The 17,493-nt window shown below is 73.6% G+C and carries 14 protein-coding genes; 4 read left to right on the forward strand and 10 right to left on the reverse strand.

The window, feature by feature from the left end:
• Positions 1-267: 267 nt before the first annotated feature.
• Positions 268-1,764 (forward strand): oligopeptide:H+ symporter, encoded by a 1,497-nt coding sequence (locus tag ACFRAC_RS12165; protein ID WP_382923799.1) that lies wholly within the window; start codon positions 268-270, stop codon positions 1,762-1,764.
• Positions 1,765-1,842: 78 nt separating this feature from the next.
• Here the strand turns inward: ACFRAC_RS12165 and ACFRAC_RS12170 are convergent, their stop codons facing one another.
• From ACFRAC_RS12170 to ACFRAC_RS12195, 6 genes are all read right to left on the reverse strand, one after another.
• Entirely contained in the window at positions 1,843-3,120 is a 1,278-nt protein-coding gene (locus ACFRAC_RS12170; RefSeq protein WP_382923976.1) for a hypothetical protein, read from the reverse strand.
• Between the two features lie 62 nt (positions 3,121-3,182).
• The gene (locus ACFRAC_RS12175) at positions 3,183-4,244 is read right to left on the reverse strand and encodes a hypothetical protein (protein ID WP_382923800.1); all 1,062 of its coding nucleotides are present in this window, start codon (positions 4,242-4,244) and stop codon (positions 3,183-3,185) included.
• The gene (locus tag ACFRAC_RS12180; protein ID WP_382923801.1) at positions 4,241-5,053 is read right to left on the reverse strand and encodes a hypothetical protein; all 813 of its coding nucleotides are present in this window, start codon (positions 5,051-5,053) and stop codon (positions 4,241-4,243) included. The genes ACFRAC_RS12175 and ACFRAC_RS12180 overlap by 4 nt, the downstream gene beginning before the upstream one ends.
• Before the next feature lie 28 nt (positions 5,054-5,081).
• Positions 5,082-5,768 carry an LPXTG cell wall anchor domain-containing protein gene (locus tag ACFRAC_RS12185; protein ID WP_382923802.1) on the reverse strand — a complete coding sequence of 229 codons (687 nt, stop codon included), beginning with the start codon at positions 5,766-5,768 and terminating at the stop codon, positions 5,082-5,084.
• Positions 5,769-6,030: 262 nt separating this feature from the next.
• Complete coding sequence (locus tag ACFRAC_RS12190; RefSeq protein WP_382923803.1) at positions 6,031-6,624, reverse strand: ATP-binding protein; 594 nt, start codon at positions 6,622-6,624, stop codon at positions 6,031-6,033.
• A gap of 232 nt (positions 6,625-6,856) precedes the next feature.
• Entirely contained in the window at positions 6,857-7,243 is a 387-nt protein-coding gene (locus tag ACFRAC_RS12195; RefSeq protein WP_382923804.1) for an STAS domain-containing protein, read from the reverse strand.
• Between the two features lie 239 nt (positions 7,244-7,482).
• On the opposite strand from ACFRAC_RS12195, the gene ACFRAC_RS12200 reads away from it, so the two are divergent.
• Both ACFRAC_RS12200 and ACFRAC_RS12205 read left to right on the forward strand, forming a co-directional pair.
• Positions 7,483-8,433 (forward strand): RNA polymerase sigma factor SigF, encoded by a 951-nt coding sequence (locus ACFRAC_RS12200; protein WP_382923805.1) that lies wholly within the window; start codon positions 7,483-7,485, stop codon positions 8,431-8,433.
• A 230-nt stretch (positions 8,434-8,663) separates the two neighbouring features.
• Positions 8,664-10,247 carry a ricin-type beta-trefoil lectin domain protein gene (locus ACFRAC_RS12205; RefSeq protein ID WP_382923806.1) on the forward strand — a complete coding sequence of 528 codons (1,584 nt, stop codon included), beginning with the start codon at positions 8,664-8,666 and terminating at the stop codon, positions 10,245-10,247.
• Here the strand turns inward: ACFRAC_RS12205 and hutI are convergent, their stop codons facing one another.
• The 4 genes from hutI to hutU all read right to left on the reverse strand — a co-directional run bounded on the left by hutI (position 10,248) and on the right by hutU (position 15,878).
• Complete coding sequence (gene hutI, locus ACFRAC_RS12210) at positions 10,248-11,519, reverse strand: imidazolonepropionase (RefSeq protein ID WP_382923807.1); 1,272 nt, start codon at positions 11,517-11,519, stop codon at positions 10,248-10,250.
• Entirely contained in the window at positions 11,516-12,892 is a 1,377-nt protein-coding gene (locus ACFRAC_RS12215; RefSeq protein WP_382923808.1) for a formimidoylglutamate deiminase, read from the reverse strand. The genes hutI and ACFRAC_RS12215 overlap by 4 nt, the downstream gene beginning before the upstream one ends.
• Positions 12,889-14,091 (reverse strand): allantoate amidohydrolase, encoded by a 1,203-nt coding sequence (locus ACFRAC_RS12220; RefSeq protein WP_382923977.1) that lies wholly within the window; start codon positions 14,089-14,091, stop codon positions 12,889-12,891. Before ACFRAC_RS12220 ends, ACFRAC_RS12215 begins: the two co-directional genes overlap by 4 nt.
• Positions 14,092-14,213: 122 nt before the next feature.
• Positions 14,214-15,878: a urocanate hydratase gene (hutU, locus tag ACFRAC_RS12225; protein WP_382923809.1), complete on the reverse strand. Its 1,665-nt coding sequence runs from the start codon at positions 15,876-15,878 to the stop codon at positions 14,214-14,216.
• Between the two features lie 115 nt (positions 15,879-15,993).
• Here hutU and ACFRAC_RS12230 point away from each other — a divergent pair, with 115 nt between their 5' ends.
• Positions 15,994-17,418, forward strand: coding sequence for a diaminopimelate decarboxylase (locus tag ACFRAC_RS12230; RefSeq protein WP_382923810.1), 1,425 nt, complete (start codon positions 15,994-15,996; stop codon positions 17,416-17,418).
• The last annotated feature ends 75 nt before the right edge of the window (positions 17,419-17,493 follow it).

Here is a 17,493-nt window from a genome sequence, read left to right on the forward strand (position 1 = left end):
CCTGTAGCACTGCGGGGACCTCCGGCCACTTGACGCCGGGGGTCTCTTCTTGCGTAGGGGTCGCTCCTTGGCCCCGTAACGGCAATGACCTGTGGCCGGGCCTCCGATGGCGGGGGCGTGGATCCCGGCGGTCGCCGTCTTCCGTCCCTCATCCGGACGGACTCCCCGAGGACGTGGGGACGACGGTTTCGTCCGCCGGTGCCGGCCGCCCCCCACCGGGCGCGTGACCGCTCCATTCGATACGCGTCCCGACAGCAAGGAACGACCATGGCGTCCAGCCTGACGAAGGACTCGGCCCCCACCGGAATGCCCGGTTCCGATCACACCTTCTTCGGCCACCCCCGCGGACTGGCCACCCTCTTCATGACCGAGATGTGGGAGCGCTTCTCCTACTACGGCATGAGGGCTCTGCTCCCGCTGTACCTCGTCGCTCCGGCCGGCCTGGGCCTCAGTGCCACCACGGCCACGGCGATCTACTCGGTCTACCTCTCGCTCGTCTACCTGCTCGCCCTGCCGGGCGGCTGGTTCGCCGACCGCGTGCTCGGCCCGCGCAAGACGGTGGCCGTGGCCGGTGCCGTGATCATGCTCGGCCACCTGACGCTGGCCCTCCCCTGGTCCGGCAGCTTCTTCGCGGGCCTCGGGCTGGTGGCGATCGGATCCGGCCTGCTCAAGGCCAACATCTCGACGATGGTCGGCCACCTCTACAACGGCCCGGAGGATCCGCGCCGCGACGGTGGCTTCACGATCTTCTACATCGGGATCAACCTGGGCGCCTTCGCCGCCCCGCTGATCATCGGCACCGTCGGTGAGAGCGTCAACTGGCACCTGGGCTTCGCGCTCGCCGCGCTGGGCATGGCGCTGGGTCTGGCCCAGTTCCTGCTGGGCAGCCGCCACCTGAACTCCCGGTCGGACATCGTCCCCACGCCGCTGACCGCCGAGCAGAAGGCCGCGACCCTGCGCAAGGCCGGCTTCTGGGCCGCCGTGGCCCTGGTGTTCTACGCGATCGTCGGCTTCTCCGGCGTCTACACGCTGAACTGGCTGCTGGTCCCGATCACCCTCGCCGGTCTGATCATCCCCGTCATGGTCATCGGCCGGATGAAGCGCGACAAGCAGCTCGACCGCGGCGAGCAGTCCAAGCTGACCGCGTACATCTGGTTCTTCGTCGCCGCCGCCGTGTTCTGGATGATCTACGACCAGGGTGGCTCGACGCTCTCCCTGTTCGCCGAGTCCTCGGCCGACAACTCGGTCTTCGGCTGGGGCTTCCCGGTCTCCTGGTACCAGTCGGTCAACCCGGTCATGATCATGGCGCTGGCCCCGGTCTTCGCCTGGGCGTGGATCGCGCTGGCCAAGCGGGGCAAGGAGCCGAGCACCGCGTCGAAGTTCGCCCTGGGCCTGATCCTGGTCGGCGCGTCCTTCTTCCTCTTCCTGGCCCCGCTGTCGATCGCCGACGGCGGCCACAAGGCGGCCGCGCTGTGGCTGGCGGCGATCTACTTCGTGCAGACCGTCGGTGAGCTGATGGTGTCCCCGGTCGGCCTGTCGGTCACCACGAAGATGGCCCCGGCCAAGTACGCCTCCCAGATGATGGGTGTCTGGTTCCTGGCCGTCACCGCCGGTGACGCCACCACCGGTCTGCTCTCCATCGCGGGCGTCGACCTGAACAAGACTGGCATCGTCGCCCTGGAGGCCACGCTCGCCGTGATCGCCGGGTTCGCGGTCTGGATGTACCGCAAGAAGGTCAAGGAGCTCATGGGCAGCGTCAACTGACGCCCGTCCCCGAGTCCGCCCGGAGGGCCACCGCACGCCACGCGCGCGGTGGCCCTCCGGCGTTCCCGGACGCCGTGGTCAGCGCGGACGCCCCGGAAGGAAGGTGAACACCGCGCCCCCCAGCAGCAGGAGCGTTCCCCCCACCAGTCCGAGCGCCTTCAGGGTGCCCCGCTCGTCCGCGCCGGTCGCCGCGAGGCCGCCGGTCACGGCGGAGCCGCCCGCCGTGCCTCCCACCGCACCGCCCGCGCCGCCCCCTGCCGCGCCGCCGCCGGAGGCCCCGCCCTCCTGCTCCGAGGTGTCCAGGGTCAGGGAGACCAGGGACTTCTCCGGGGTGCAGGTCGTCGTCGTGCCGAGGGCCCGCACCGTGAGCACACCCGGCGACAGCGTCGAGCGCCCGCTCGCGCCCGGCCGGTACGTGCCCGTCAGGTCGGGGACCTCGATCGGGTCGCCGGCCTTGATGTCCTCGGCGTTCGCGGGCCCCTCGACGTGCACCGTGCCCCGGTCGGCGCCGCCCAGGGCCACCTCCATCGACGGCTTCACCGAGCCCTTGGGAATGTCGGCGGGACTGTCCATCACCGAACCGCGGAACCGGACGGTGAGGCCGAAGCTCCCGCCGTCGCGCGTGGCGTCGATCCGGACCGGTGAGGTGGCGTTCCGGTCCCCGATGGGCGTCCTGCACGCGTAAGGGACCTGGACCTCCTCACCGGTGACCGTGTCCGGCCCGCCGCTGCCGCCGCCCGGTTCGCTCTCCCCGGGAGTCGGAGTCGGCGGCTCCGTGGGGGTGGCGGTCGGCCCGGTCGGGTCGTCCGTGGGTTCCCCGCCCGTCGTACCGCCCGGGCCCGCGCCGCCGTCGGTCACCGTGATCGTCGCCGCCGGCCGCACCGGCTCCTTCGGGGTGCACACGGTGTCCGTCGAGATCGGCTTGTCCACGTTGATGGTGTACGCGTCCGGGGTCAGGGTGACCTCGCCGGGCGAGGTCAGTTTCAGGGTGCCCTTCATCGCGGACAGCTTCATGGCGCCGCCCTTGGGGATCGGCGGGTTCTCCCGGGGGCCCCGCAGGACGACGTCCGCCGTCTGCGCGCCGGCCGCCTTCAGGGTGCCCGTCGGCTGGACGGTGTCCTCGCCCAGGTCGAGGATGTCCGGATTCTCCGACGCCGCCTGGACGAACGTCCAGACGATCTCGACCTCGTCGCCGGTCCTGGCCCGCGCGGGCGCACTGACCGCCACGGTCGTGGTGCCCCGGACCGGTGGCAGCCCCGAGATCGGGGGCGGTACGCACTCGGTCGCGTACGACACCTCGGCCGCCTGCGCCGGGGCGGCGGACACGCCCAGCAGCAGGCCGGCACCGCCGAGCATCAGGGCGGCGCCCGCCGCGCCCGCTCTTCGGGTCCTGGGGGAGGTGGCTCTCCTCGGCTCACTCACGGGGGTCCCTTCCTGGTGGGGGTCGCAGGACGCGTGGGGCTGTCGTCACGTGGTGCGCCGGGGTCGCGGTCCGGGGCGAACCACGGCAGGGCCGGGGACGGGCGCGAGGAGTGCCGTGCCCGCTCACGCGGCCTCAGGCCGACGAGACGCAGGGTCGGTCCGGGCAGGCGTATCCGGGGCCCGGGGGCGGTCCGCCGCGGCCGGACCCGGTCGACGAGCGCCATCCCGGCGCGGAACACCGCGGCCGGCACGACGACCGCCGCCAGGATCCAGAACAGCGTCACGCCCCACGGGCGGCCCACGTCCCAGGGCTGCTCGGCCAGCACCCGGCCGCCGTACTTCAGGGACACCGTGTAGGCGCCGTGCGCCCCGGCGGCGAGGTCCACCGGCAACTCGATGCGGGCCTTCGCGCCGGGCCGGACCGTGCCGCGCCACCGCTGCTCCTCCCACCGCGGGGCGAACACCCCGTGGGAGGTCCCCACCTGGAAGACCGGGTCGCGCACCGGCGAGGCGCCCACGTTGCCGACGGTGAGGACGAGCGTGCGCTCCGCCGGGGCGCCGAACCAGGTCAGCAGGCCGTCCGAGCCGTCCAGCCGGGTGTCCGTGAACACCGACAGGCGTCCGCCCAGTGGTTCGGCGGGCAGCGGCTCCACGGCGTGCCCGGCGACCTGGAAGACGGCGTCGGCCTCGGCCCCCGGCCCGGTCGCCGTCGCCACATGCACCACACAGGGGCACGGCACCGGCGGCTCGGCCACCGGCAGCTTCCGCCGGAAGCGCCCCTCGGCGTCCGTCGTCACGGCCCTGCCGTCGGCGTTGGCGCAGGAGTTGGTACCGCCGCGCACCCCGGTCGTCGGTACGGCCTGACCGCACACGAGGAGCATCAGCAGGGTGCGCGGCCGCCAGCCGCTGCCGCTGACGGTGACCGAACCGCCCGTACCCGCCTGGGACGCGGACAACCGCACCGTGGGCCGGTCCGCCGCCGACGCCGTCCCCGCCGCCGGTGGCAGCAGCAGCGCGAGCACCGCCACCAGCACCGTCCACCGCGCCCTGCCGTTCATGTGCGCGCTCCCCTCGGCTCGGCCTGCCTTTCCGGTCCGCGCCGTCGTCGTACGGCGATCAGGGCGGCCCCCGCGGCCAGCGCCCCCGCCGTCCCCGTCACCGCGCCCCGGGGCACGAACCGGGCCGACGTCCCCGCGGTGTCGCCCGCCCCGCCCGCCGCCGTCACCGTCAGGCGCACGTCGACGGCGTCGAGCGCGGGCCGCCCGGGCCACGGCTCGGTGAGCCGCGTACGGCTGCCCGGCGGCAGGTCGACGTCGAGGGCGCGGGGGCCTCGGTCGAGGAGGCGCCCGAAGAGCCCGTCGGCCCGGACCTCCAGCCGCGGGGCGAGCGGGACCGTCCCCCGGTTGACCAGCTCGTACGTGATGCCGTCGGCGCCCACGGCCACCCGCTCGACGGTCAGCGCGGTCAGTTCCGGACCGGTCGCGCGCAGCCGGAGGGGGACGGTGCGGGTATGGCCGTCCCGGTCCCGGGCGACGACCGCCCCGGAGCGGACGCCGGGGGCGGCGGCGACCGGGACGGTCACGGTGAACGGGACGTCGGCGCGGGTGCGGGCCGGCACCCGGACGGACCGCTCGGCGAAGACGAGCCGGACGCCGTCGCCGGTCAGCCGGACGGTGAGCGGCCGCCCGCCCGGGTTGGTCACGGACACCGTGTCCTCGAGGACCGTGCCGGGCGCGCCCTCGGCGTAGAAGGAGGGACGTCCGCCGCCGGAGGGCACGGCCGACCAGGGCGCGTCGGCGGCGGCCGGCGGGGCGGCCGCCGTCAGCGCGAGCAGGGACAGGCACAGGACGCGGACGGCTGACGGCATCGGTGGCTCCGGCGTCTCGGGCGAGCGGTCAGCGGCCGGCCGGCCGGTGCCGCCGCGTCAGCCACAGCGCGCCCGCCGCGCCCGCCAGGAGGACGGTGCCGCCGAGCGTACCGAGGGCGATCGCGGAGTCCTCGGGACCGGTGCGCGGGAGGCCGGCCGCCGGGTCGCCGCCGGACGAGGAGGTGCCGCCCGCTCCCCCGCCGCCCGCCGCCGTCACGTCGAGGGTGAGCGAGGGGCCCGGATCGTTGGTGGGGGTGCAGGTCGTCGTGGTGCCGAGCGCCTTGATGGTGAGCACGCCCGCGGTGAAGGTGACCCTGCCGCTCTTCCCCGGGGTGTAAGTGCCCGTCAGATCACTGATCTTGATGGGGGTGTTGGCCGGTATCGCTTCCTGGTTGGCCGGGCCGGTCACGTTCAGGGTGCCGCTGTCGGCGCCGCCCACCTCGATGGTCGCGCTCGGGCTCATCGCGCCCTTGCCGAGCTCGACCGGGCTGGACGAGACGCCCTTCTGCCACGACATCGTGATCTTGTATCCGGTACCGCTGCGGACGCCCTTGATGTCGATGGGCGAGACGGCGCTCTTGTCGCCGATCGGCGTCTTGCAGGCGTAGTCGACGTCGACGACCTCGGCCCGGGCCGCGGGGGCGGCCAGCAGCACCGCCGAACCGGCCAGGGCCGCGGCCGTCGCGAGCGCGGCGGTTCGCTTCTGCTTCGACACGGTCCCCTCATTCCTGACGGCGTATCAGATCGGCCGTCAAGGTACGCCGGGGGCCTCGAGGAAGGAAGACACGGCGCACGCCGGAGTTGCGGCGATCGTGAGTGCCCCGAAGGGAGGGGGTGATCCCGGATGGCGCGAGGTCGGTCGCGTGGGCGCTTCGGCGGCGGCCCGCGCGCAGGCAAGGAGGCCGGAAACGTGGGAACCCGCAGGGGATGGAACGGAAGGGCCACGGGAAAACCGATTCTTCCCGCGGCCGGACGGGTCAGGCCGGAGCGCCCAGCTCCGCCCACACGGTCTTCCCGACCTGCCCCGCGGTGCGGACGACGCCCCAGTCCAGGCACAGGCGCTGCACGATGAACATGCCGTGGCCGCCGGGGCGGCCCGCGCGGTGCGGGGTACGGGGGGAGGGCTGGCCGGTGCCCTTGTCGGACACCTCGACCCGGATCACCTTGTTGTCGTAGGCGATCAGCAGTTCGTCGGGACCCTCGGCGTGCAGGCAGGCGTTGGTGACGAGTTCGGAGACCACCAGCAGGACGTCCTCGGCGGCGGCCCGCCGGTCGGCGGAGGGGGCCGGCAGCCAGCCCCACGCGTACAGCGCCTGCCGGGCGAAGTCACGGGCGAGCGGGACGACGCCGCTCTGGTCCGTGAAGTCCAGCGTGCGGACCTGACGCGCCACGGACGGCTGCGCGGGCTCCACGGGCACCAGGGGAGCCCTGGGGGCCCCCGCGGACGGCTCCACGGCCGGTGGGCCCTCCGCGGAGCCGTCCGGCGCCGGAGCAGCGGCCCCGGACGCCCCGGAAGCGCCGCTGGGCTCCGGGCCGCGGTCGCCCGGCGAGAAAGGCCGGGTGGTGCTCATCAGCGCTTCACCTCACCGATTCACCAGTTAAACGTTCAATTCTTCAATGGATCTGTACGCAGAGTCAGTACACCAGTACACGACCCTTGCCCGGTGCGCCGGTCACGGCCCCTGCCGGTGGCCGACGTCACAGCCGACGGTTCCAGGATCTCTCCTGCCCGACCCGAGCGGCGGAACACCCCTCTTCTTCGGCCGAAAGATGTGACGTCCGTTGCGCGGGCGACACAAGGGGTCAGCCGGAGCCGGCGGTTCCGTCGGCGAGGGCGGCCTCCAGGGTGTCGTGGACCGTGAAGACGGCCTCGGCCCCCGTGATCTCGAACACGCGCGCGACGACGGGCTGCATTCCGGCCAGGTGGACCCCACCGCCGGCGGCCTCCGCCTTCAGACGCGCCCCGAGCAGCACGTTCAGGCCCGTGGAGTCGCAGAACTCCAGCCGGGAACAGTCGACCACCAGTCGGCTGAAACCCTTCGTGAGGCACTCGTCGAGTGGCTCACGCAACAGATCTGCGGTGTGGTGGTCCAACTCACCCACCGGGGTCACGACGGCACTGGAGCCCTCTTCGCGAACCTCCACCAGAAGTCGGCCAGACTGTGCGCTGCCGACCGTCCCGCGGTCCATGCCGTCTCTCACTCCCGACGTCGTGGCTGCTGACTGACGCTGTCGAACACTACGCCTTCCCTACGCCCTCCAACACCCGAACATCCACCCACAAATGGACATTTATGGACAATGCGGACTTGCGGTGGGCTCTGCAAAGCCGATAGGGCTAGTAGAGACACGCAACCGACTCGGCCGGCTTTGGAGGCGCCGCACACCGCAGTGCACGCAACGGCTTCGGCAGCCATATGCCGAGAACGATGGAGGACATCATGTCACCCCGGCTCGACGCATCGCATACCCCCGTCGCGACGTCGGCACCCCGACCGGAAAACCCGGATCCCATCGAGCGCGGCGGCGCATCCGCCGAACCGGCCCTCGGCCAGGACTTCGCTCAGCACGACGCACTCGCCGGGCTTCCGGACATCCCCCCGTACGACGAGGTGGGGCCGGTGGACGCGCGGGCCCTGTCCAAGACCCTCTTCGAGCGGCTGGAGTCGCTGGAGGAAGGCACCCACGACTACTCGTACGTCCGCAACACGCTGGTCGAACTCAACCTCGCCCTCGTCAAGTTCGCCGCCTCCCGCTTCCGCTCGCGCAGCGAGCCGATGGAGGACATCATCCAGGTCGGCACGATCGGCCTGATCAAGGCGATCGACCGTTTCGAGCTCAGCCGCGGAGTGGAGTTCCCCACCTTCGCGATGCCGACCATCATCGGCGAGATCAAGCGCTTCTTCCGTGACACCTCGTGGTCCGTGCGAGTGCCGCGCCGCCTCCAGGAGCTCCGGCTCGACCTGGCCAAGGCCGGCGACGAACTCGCCCAGAAGCTCGACCGCGCCCCCACGGTGGCCGAGCTCGCCGAGCGCCTCGGTCTCACCCGTGACGAGGTCGTCGAGGGCATGGCCGCGTCGAACGCCTACACCGCCTCCTCGCTGGACGCCCAGCCCGAGGACGACGACGCCGAGGGCGCGCTGGCCGACCGGATCGGCTACGAGGACAACGGCATCGAGGGCATCGAGTACGTCGCCTCCCTCAAGCCGCTCATCGCCGAACTCCCGCCGCGCGACCGTACGATCCTGTCCCTGCGGTTCGTCGCCGGCATGACCCAGTCCGAGATCGGCGAGGAACTCGGCATCTCCCAGATGCACGTCTCACGCCTGCTGTCGCGGACGCTGGTCCGGCTCAGAAAGGGCCTGACGATCGAGGAGTGACGGGCCGTCGGAGGCCGACGACACGCCTCCGGACCCCGGGACTGTGCCCGGTGCCCCGCCGAAACCAGTCGGCCGGGCACCGGGCACAGTGCTGTGCGGGTCCCGTGGCGACCGTAGGGGTTACCGGCGGAAACCCTTTCCCCAGGGCTCCCCCTCCTCCACTATGAGCCGTCATACCCGCCGGTTGTCCGTACCCCGCGCGGGTCGAACGGCTGCGAGGAGGCGGCGGGATGACTGGGGCCGAGGAAATAGGCCACGACCGTGAGGACACCGGTCCCCGGATCCACGCGGACACCTCCGACGCCCGGCTGACCGAACTGCTGCGCGGTCACACGACCACGGCGTACCCCGCCCTCCAGGAGCTGCGCGCCCGCCACCTCCCGCACGTCCTCGCCTACGCCCGGCTGTGCGCCCCCGACGACGCCCTGGCGCGTCAACTGGCCGCCGGGGCCGTCACGTCGGCTGCCCGGCAGGCCGCGCGCGGCATCGACCCCGGCCTGCCCTGGCGGCACCACCTCCTGCTCCTCGCCGCCCGGACGGCCGGGACCTGGGCGACGGACGAACGGGCGGCGGGCCTCGACCCCGCCCTGCTGCTCCTGCTGCGCACGACCGGTCCCGACGGGCCGCTCCCGCCCATGCTCACCGCCTTCCAGTCCCTGCCGGACCGTGCCCAGGGCCTGGTCTGGTACGGGCTCGTGGAGGGGGAGGCGCCCGAGCGCACGGCGGCCCTGCTCGGCCTCACCCGCGAGGACGTCGCGTACGGCACCGGCCCGGCGCTCCAGCAGCTCGCCCGCGCCTGCCTGCACACCCGCCTCGCCGCCTCCGACGACCCGGACTGCCCGGACTTCGGCCGTCTCATCGAGGAGTCCGTACGGCCGGACAACCCGCGCGACAGCGCCGATCTGCAGGCTCACATGGCGCGCTGCGCGCACTGCGCCGCCGCCCACGACGAGCTGGCGGCACTGCGGGACACCCCGCGCGCGGCCCTGGCGGAGGGGCTGCTGCCGTGGGGCGGTACGGCGTACACCGGGGACGCGGCACGGGAGACGACGACCTCCGGCCGGGGCACGCGCATACGGCCCGGCCGCGTGCGGGAGACACGGCCGGACCGCCGTCAGCTCGTCCTGGTGTCGGCGGCGCTCGGGGTGGCTCTGCTGCCGCTGGTGGTGTTCCTGGGGGCGCAGGGCGGATCGGAGGCGGGGGACCCGGCGGGCGCGGCGGTCAGCGTGCCTCCGGCGGCGGTGACGAGTTCGGCGGCGACCGAACCGACCACGTCGTCGACGTCGTCGCCTCCGCCGTCACCGTCACCGTCCCCTTCACGGACCACGAAGTCGCCCTCGCCGACTCCGAGTCCGACGCCCACGAAGACCGCGACGCCACGACCGCCGTCCTCCACCGCGCGCCCGCCGTCCTCCTCGTTCGCGCAGGTCGTGAACGCCGGTTCGGGACTGTGCCTGGACGTGGGCGGCGCCTTCTTCGACGGGACCGACGTGGTCACGGCCCGCTGCTCCGGGTCGCGCACCCAGCGCTGGCGGGTCGACGAGGACCGCGGGGTGCTCCAGTCGGCCGCCGACCCCGGCTTCTGCCTGGACAGCCGGGGCGACACGGACCGGGGCGTCGGGATCTGGGACTGCGACTCGGTGTCGGGCCGCAACGGGCGGAACCTGATGTTCGTGGTGGACGGGGACGGGCTGATCCGCCCCGTCATCGCCTTCGGGACGGCCCTCACTCCCGACGGCGGCGCCGGCGACGGGCTGTCGCTGGAGCCCGCGCGCAGCGGCGCCGGCCAGCGGTGGCGGGCGGGGGCCGCCTGATCAGGCCACGCGAACGCCGCGCCGCCACACCTCGCCCACCAGGGGCACACCGGGCCGGTAGGCCAGGTGCACATGGCTCGGGGCGTCGAGCAGCAGCAGGTCGGCGCGGGCGCCCGGGGTGAGCCGTCCGATGTCGTCCCGGCGCAGTGCCGCCGCACCGCCCGCCGTGGCCGACCAGACCGCCTCGTCGGGCGTCATCCCCATGTCCCGTACGGCGAGCGCCACGCAGAACGGCACCGACGAGGTGTACGACGAACCCGGGTTGCAGTCGGTGGACAGCGCCACGGTGACCCCGGCGTCGAGCAGCCTGCGGGCGTCGGGCCACCGCGCCCGGGTGGAGAACTCGGCGCCGGGCAGCAGGGTGGCGACGGTACGGCTGTGGGCGAGCGCGTCGACGTCGGCGTCCGTGAGGTGCGTGCAGTGGTCGGCGCTGGCGGCGTCCAGTTCGACGGCCAGCTGTACGCCGGGGCCGTAGGAGAGCTGGTTGGCGTGGACGCGCGGGTGCAGGCCCCGGGCCTTTCCGGCGGTGAGGATCGCGCGGGCCTGGTCGCCGTCGAAGGCACCCTTCTCGCAGAACACGTCGATCCAGCGCGCGTACGGGGCGCAGGCGTCCAGCATCTCGCCGGTGACGAGCTCGACGTAGGCCGCCGGGTCGCCGGCGTGGTCCGGGGGGACGATGTGGGCGCCGAGGTAGGTGACCTCGTCGGTGTGGGCGGCGGCGATGCGCAGGGCGCGGGCCTCGTCCTTCACGGTCAGGCCGTAGCCGGACTTGGTCTCGAAGGTGGTGGTGCCCTGCCGCAGGGCCTCGGCGAGGTGCCGGGTGAGGGTGCGCTCGAGGTCGGCGTCGCTCGCCGCCCGGGTGGCGGCGACCGTGGTGCGGATGCCGCCCGCGCTGTACGGCCGGCCCGACATCCGGGCGTTGAACTCCTCGGTGCGGTCGCCCGCGAAGACGAGGTGCGAGTGGGAGTCGACGAAGCCCGGGATCACCGCCCGGCCACCGGCGTCGACCCGGTTGTCAGTGGCGGGTGCTTTCCTTTGATCACCGGTCCACACGACGCGGTCGCCCTCGACGGCGATCGCCGCGTCGTGGACCAGTCCGAGGGGGGAATTGTCACCGAGGGAGGGGTCGTTGGTGACCAGGGCGGCGATGTTGGTGATGAGCGTGCTGGCGGTGCTCGCTGAGTGGGCGGGGCTGACGGTCGTCGCGTTGCTCATGGCGTCCTTGGTTGCCTGGTCGGCGGTGGGGTCGGGGGCGGAGCGGCCCGGGGTCATCCGCGCAGGGCTGCGACGGCGTCCGCGAGGGCTCGCGGCACGTCCGGCACAAGGGTGTGGACCCCGTCCCGCACGACGTGCCGGCCGGCCACGACCGTATGCGACACGTCCGCTGCCGACGCAGCGAATACGGCCGTCTCGGCCCCGAGCCGCGGAAGCGGCCCTGCCGTCCTGACGGAGTCCAGCGCGACGGTCGTGAAGTCGGCGAGCGCACCGGGCTCCAGCGTGCCCGCCCGGTCCCAGCCGAGGGCCGCGTGGCCGTCGGCGGACGCGGCCCGCAGCAGGGCGGCCGCCGTCCAGTGACCGCGGGTGCGGGTGCGCAGCCGCTCGTTCAGCTCCAGGGCGCGGGCCTCTTCGAGCAGGTCGATGACGGCGTGGCTGTCGGAGCCGAGACACAGCGGTGAGCCCTCGTTCTGGAGGGCGGCGGCCGGTCCGATGCCGTCGGCGAGGTCCCGTTCGGTGGTGGGGCACATGCAGGTGCCGGTGCCGCTGCCGCCGATCAGGGAGATGTCCTCGGGCGTGAGGTGGGTGTTGTGCACACCGGTGGTGCGCGGGCCGAGGACCCCGTGCAGGGCCAGCAGCTGGGTGGGGGTGCAGCCGTGGGCCTCGCGGCAGGCGTCGTTCTCGGCGGTCTGCTCGGACAGGTGCACATGGAGCGGGGCGCGCCGCTCCTCGGCCCAGCGGGCGACGGTCGCCAGCTGGTCGGCGGGCACGGCCCGCACGGAGTGGACGGCCGCGCCGATCCGCGCGTGATCGTGTTCCTTGAGAAGTGAACAGCGTTCGGCCCAGGCGTCGGCGTCCCCGTCGGAGAAGCGCAGTTGGTGGGCGGTGGGCGGGCGGCCGAAGCCGGAGGAGAGGTAGGCGGTGTCGAGGAGGGTGATCCGGATGCCGGCCTCGGCGGCGGCCGCGATCAGGGCCTCGCCCATCGCGTTGGGGTCGGCGTACGGGGTGCCGCCGGGCGCGTGGTGGACGTAGTGGAACTCGCCGACGGCGGTGATGCCGGCGAGCGCCATCTCGGCGTACACGGCGCGGGCCAGGGCGTGGTAGGTCTCCGGCGTCAGCCGCTCGGCGATGGCGTACATGACCTCACGCCAGGTCCAGAAGGTGCCGGAGCCGACCTGGGCGGTGCCGCGCAGGGCGCGGTGGAAGGCGTGGCTGTGCGCGTTGGCGAGGCCGGGCAGGGTCAGTCCGCGCAGGGCCTCCGCGCCGGGCGGCGGGGTGGGCACATCGGTGCGGACGGCGGTGACACGGCCGTCCGCCACGTCGAGCGCGACGCCCGGCTCGATGGGGGTCCTCCCTGCTCGAGCGGAGCCGAGAGCTTGGGGGAGGGTGTCGAGCCAGGCGTGCTCCAGCCAGTACGTCTTCGCTGTCACCTGCGGGCCAGTCCTTCCAGTACGTCGGCGAGTGCGAGCACCCCGGCCACGCAGTCGTCCTCGGCGGCGAACTCGGCCGGGGAGTGCGAGACACCCGTGGGGTTGCGTACGAACAGCATGGCCGTCGGGATGCGCCCGGAGAGGATTCCGGCGTCGTGTCCGGCGCCCGTCCCCAGGACGGGCACGGTGATGTCGGTGTCCTTGCCGAGGATGCGGGCCAGTTCGTCGCGCAGTCCGTGGTCGAACTCGACGACCGGCGTGAAGGACTCGCGGACGACGTCGAGTCCGACGCCGTGTGCGTCGGCGTGGGCGCGGGCCGCCTTCTCGATGCCGCCGACGACGGTGTCGAGCACCGCCTGGTCCCGGGCGCGGGAGTCGAGCCAGCCACGCACCAGGGAGGGGACGGCGTTGACGCCGTTGGGCTCGACGGCGATCTTGCCGAAGGTGGCGACGGCGCCGGCGTGTTCGGCCTCCCGGCGGGCGGCGAGCGCCGTCTCGGCGTAGGGGAGCATGGGGTCGCGCCGGTCGGTGAGCCGGGTGGTCCCGGCGTGGTTGGCCTCGCCCCGGAAGTCGAACCGCCAGCGGCCGTGCGGCCAGATGGCGCTGGCGATGCCGACCGGGTCGCCGGTCAGGTCCAGGGCGCGGCCCTGCTCGACGTGCAGCTCGACGAAGGCGCCGATGCGGGCCAGCCGTTCGGGGTCGGCGCCGAGGGCGTCGGGGTCGTATCCGGCGGCCTCCATGGCGCGCGGCATGCTGGTGCCGTCCGCGTCGGTCAGGCGGTGCGCCTCCTCGGTGCTGAGCGCTCCGGCGGTGAGCCGGGAGCCGACGCAGGCGAGCCCGAAGCGGGCGCCCTCCTCGTCGCCGAAGTTGACGACGGCGAGGGGCTTGGCGAGGTCCGTGCCGCGGGCGCGCAGTTCGTCGAGCGCGGCGAAGGAGGACACCACGCCGAGGGGGCCGTCGAAGGCCCCGCCGTCGGGCACGGAGTCCAGGTGGGACCCGGTGACGACGGCGTCCCCGGCGGTGGGGTCGCCGAGCCAGGCCCACTGGTTTCCGTTGCGGTCCACCTCGTAGGCGAGGCCGCGGGTGCGTGCCTGCTCCTCGAACCAGGCCCGGCAGTCGAGGTCGGCGCCGGTCCAGGCGGAGCGGCGGTAGCCGTGGGAGTCGGGGTGCCGCCCGATGGGGTGCAGCTCGCGCCACATCTCGTGGAACGAGCTGCCGCCAGGCTGCGGGCCGTCGTTCCGCGGGGCGGCACGGGTGGGCGCGGCCGGTCCCGCGGTCGGCGGCGGACCGCCCGCCCTCACCGGGGGGTTGCCGTTCTCACTCACGCCGGGTCACCCTCGCGCATCGGCACGCGGACCCGCCGCTCGTCGGCGACCGACTCCGCGATGTCGTAGCCGGCGTCCACGTGCCGGATGACGCCCATGCCGGGGTCGTTGGTCAGCACGCGGCGGATCTTCTCGCCGCCGAGCTTCGTGCCGTCGGCGACCGTGACCTGGCCGGCGTGGATGGAGCGGCCCATGCCGACGCCGCCGCCGTGGTGCAGGGAGACCCAGGAGGCGCCGGAGGCCACGTTCACCATGGCGTTCAGCAGCGGCCAGTCGGCGATCGCGTCGGAGCCGTCGAGCATGGCCTCGGTCTCGCGGTACGGGGAGGCGACGGAGCCGCAGTCGAGGTGGTCGCGTCCGATGGCCAGCGGCGCGGCCAGCTCGCCGCTCGCGACCATGTCGTTGAAGCGCTCGCCGGCCTTGTCGCGTTCGCCGTAGCCGAGCCAGCAGATCCGGGCGGGCAGGCCCTGGAAGTGGACGCGCTCCCCGGCCAGCTTGATCCAGCGGGCGAGGGACTCGTTCTCCGGGAACAGGTCGAGGATCGCCTTGTCGGTCTTCGCGATGTCGGCCGGGTCGCCGGACAGGGCGGCCCAGCGGAAGGGGCCCTTGCCCTCGCAGAAGAGGGGGCGGATGTAGGCGGGGACGAAGCCCGGGAAGGCGAAGGCGCGGTCGTACCCGGCGAGCTGGGCCTCGCCGCGGATGGAGTTGCCGTAGTCGAAGACCTCGGCCCCGGCGTCCATGAAACCGACCATGGCCTCGACGTGCCGGGCCATGGACTCGCGGGCCCGCTGGGTGAACCCGGCCGGGTCCTTGGCGGCGGCGTCGGCCATGTCCTCGAAGGCGACGCCGGCCGGCAGGTAGGCGAGCGGGTCGTGGGCGGAGGTCTGGTCGGTGACGATGTCGACGGGGGCGCCCTCGGCGAGCATCCGCGGGAGCAGCTCGGCCGCGTTCCCGAGAAGTCCGATGGACAGCGGCCTGCGCGCGTCGCGGGCCTCGGTGGCCAGCTGGAGCGCGTGGGCGAGATCGTCGGCCTTCACGTCCAGGTAGCGGTGCTCGATGCGGCGCTCGATGGCGCGCGGGTCGCAGTCGATGCAGATCGCGACGCCGTCGTTCATGGTGACGGCGAGCGGCTGGGCGCCGCCCATGCCGCCGAGGCCGGCCGTGAGGGTGATCGTCCCGGCGAGGGTGCCGCCGAACTTCTTCGCGGCGACGGCGGCGAACGTCTCGTAGGTGCCCTGGAGGATGCCCTGGGTGCCGATGTAGATCCAGGAGCCGGCGGTCATCTGGCCGTACATGGTGAGGCCGAGGGCCTCCAGGCGGCGGAACTCCTCCCAGTTGGCCCAGTCGCCCACCAGGTTGGAGTTGGCGATGAGGACGCGCGGCGCCCACTCGTGGGTCTGCATGACGCCGACGGGGCGGCCGGACTGGACGAGCATCGTCTCGTCCTGCTTGAGGGTCCTCAGCGTGCGGACCATGGCGTCGAAGGAGCGCCAGTCGCGGGCGGCCTTGCCGGTGCCGCCGTAGACGACGAGCTTGTCGGGGTGCTCGGCGACCTCGGGGTCGAGGTTGTTCTGGAGCATCCGCAGGGCGGCTTCCTGCTGCCATCCCAGGGCACTCAGTTCCGTACCGCGCGGAGCTCGGACGGTGCGGGGTCCTGACATGGTCTGCCTCCCAGCGGACGGTGACGATGACTGTTGAGGTTGCTATTCACATCCTGGCTTCATGAATAGAGCTAGTCAATACATCCGCGCGCCAGCAGGGGCACCCGGTCGGTGTTTGGCTGGACGCAGTGGTGCGGACGACGACGGGACGGAGGACGCGGTGGACGAGGCGGCGGGGATCGAGGCGCACGACGGACGGCGGGCGGCACGGCGGGACGAGGCGGTGCGGGCGGCCGTGGAGCGGGGGCTGCTCGGCCCCGACTCCCCCGTCGTCGGCCTGCTCGACGTCACCGGCATCCGGGAGTCGGCGGCGGCGCTGCGGGCGGCCTTCGACGCCGTGGTGGCGCCCGGCACCCCCGTGCTGCACGCCTTCGCCGTCAAGGCGTGCCCGCTGGTGCCGGTGCTGCGGCTGCTGCACGAGGAGGGGGTCGGCGCCGAGGTGGCCAGCCCCGGCGAGCTGGCGCTGGCCCGGGCGGCCGGCCTGCGCCCGGAGGCGACGGTCCTGGACTCGCCCGCGAAGACCCCGGCCGAGCTGCGCCAGGCGCTCGCCCTGGGCGTCGCCGTGAACGCCGACAATCCGCAGGAGCTGGAGCGCCTCGACGCCCTGACGCGCTCGGCCGCCGGCCGCTCCCCGCTCGGGCTGCGGGTGAACCCTCAGGTCGGCGGGGGGTCCATCGGGGCGACGTCGACCGCCACGCCCACCTCGAAGTTCGGCGTGGCGCTGCGCGACCCAGGGGCCCGCGCGTGGGTCGTCCAGGCGTACCGGGACCGTCCATGGCTGACCCGGCTGCACACGCACACCGGGTCGCAGGGCATCCCGCTGTCCCTGATGGCCCAGGGCGTGGCGGAGGCGTACGCGCTGGCGGAGGAGATCAACGAGGCGGTCGGACGGCGGCAGATCGACACCCTCGACCTCGGCGGCGGACTGCCCGTGAACTTCGCCTCGGACGCGACCACCCCGACCTACGCGCAGTACGCGCGCCTGCTCGCGGAGACGGTGCCGGGGCTGTTCGACGGCCGCTACGGCCTGGTCACCGAGTTCGGCCGGTCCCTGCTCGCCAAGCACGGCACGATCGTGGCCCGGGTCGAGTACGCCAAGAGCGCGGGCGGGCGGCCTGTCGCGATCACGCACGCGGGGGTGCAGGTCGCCGCGCGGACGGTGTACATGCCGGGCAGCTGGCCGCTGCGGATCGCCGCGTACGACGCCAAGGGGCGCCCCAAGGAGGGGCCGGACGTGACCCAGGACGTGGCCGGGCCGGCCTGCTTCTCCGGCGACCTGCTGGCCGAGCGGGCCTCGCTGCCGCTGCTGGAGCAGGGGGACCACGCGGCGGCGCTCGACACCGGGGCGTACTACTTCGCGCACCACTACGCGTACAACTCCCTGGCGCGGCCCGGGGTCTACGGCTTCGCGGCCGGCGCGGACGGGGAGGTCGCGTTCGCGACGGTACGGGAACCGCAGTCCGTCGAGGAGATCGTGGCCGAGTCCGGAGGGGCGCACGTCACCGCGCTCACCACCCTCGCCGAGCCCGAACGCCGTTGACGCACCCCAGGGCAGCACTGTGAACAGGCGAGGTCAACTCGCCTGCGCAGGTGGTCAGTCGACCCACCCTAGCCA

The organism is Streptomyces sp. NPDC056628 (genome assembly GCF_042792555.1).
Taxonomy (GTDB): domain Bacteria; phylum Actinomycetota; class Actinomycetes; order Streptomycetales; family Streptomycetaceae; genus Streptomyces.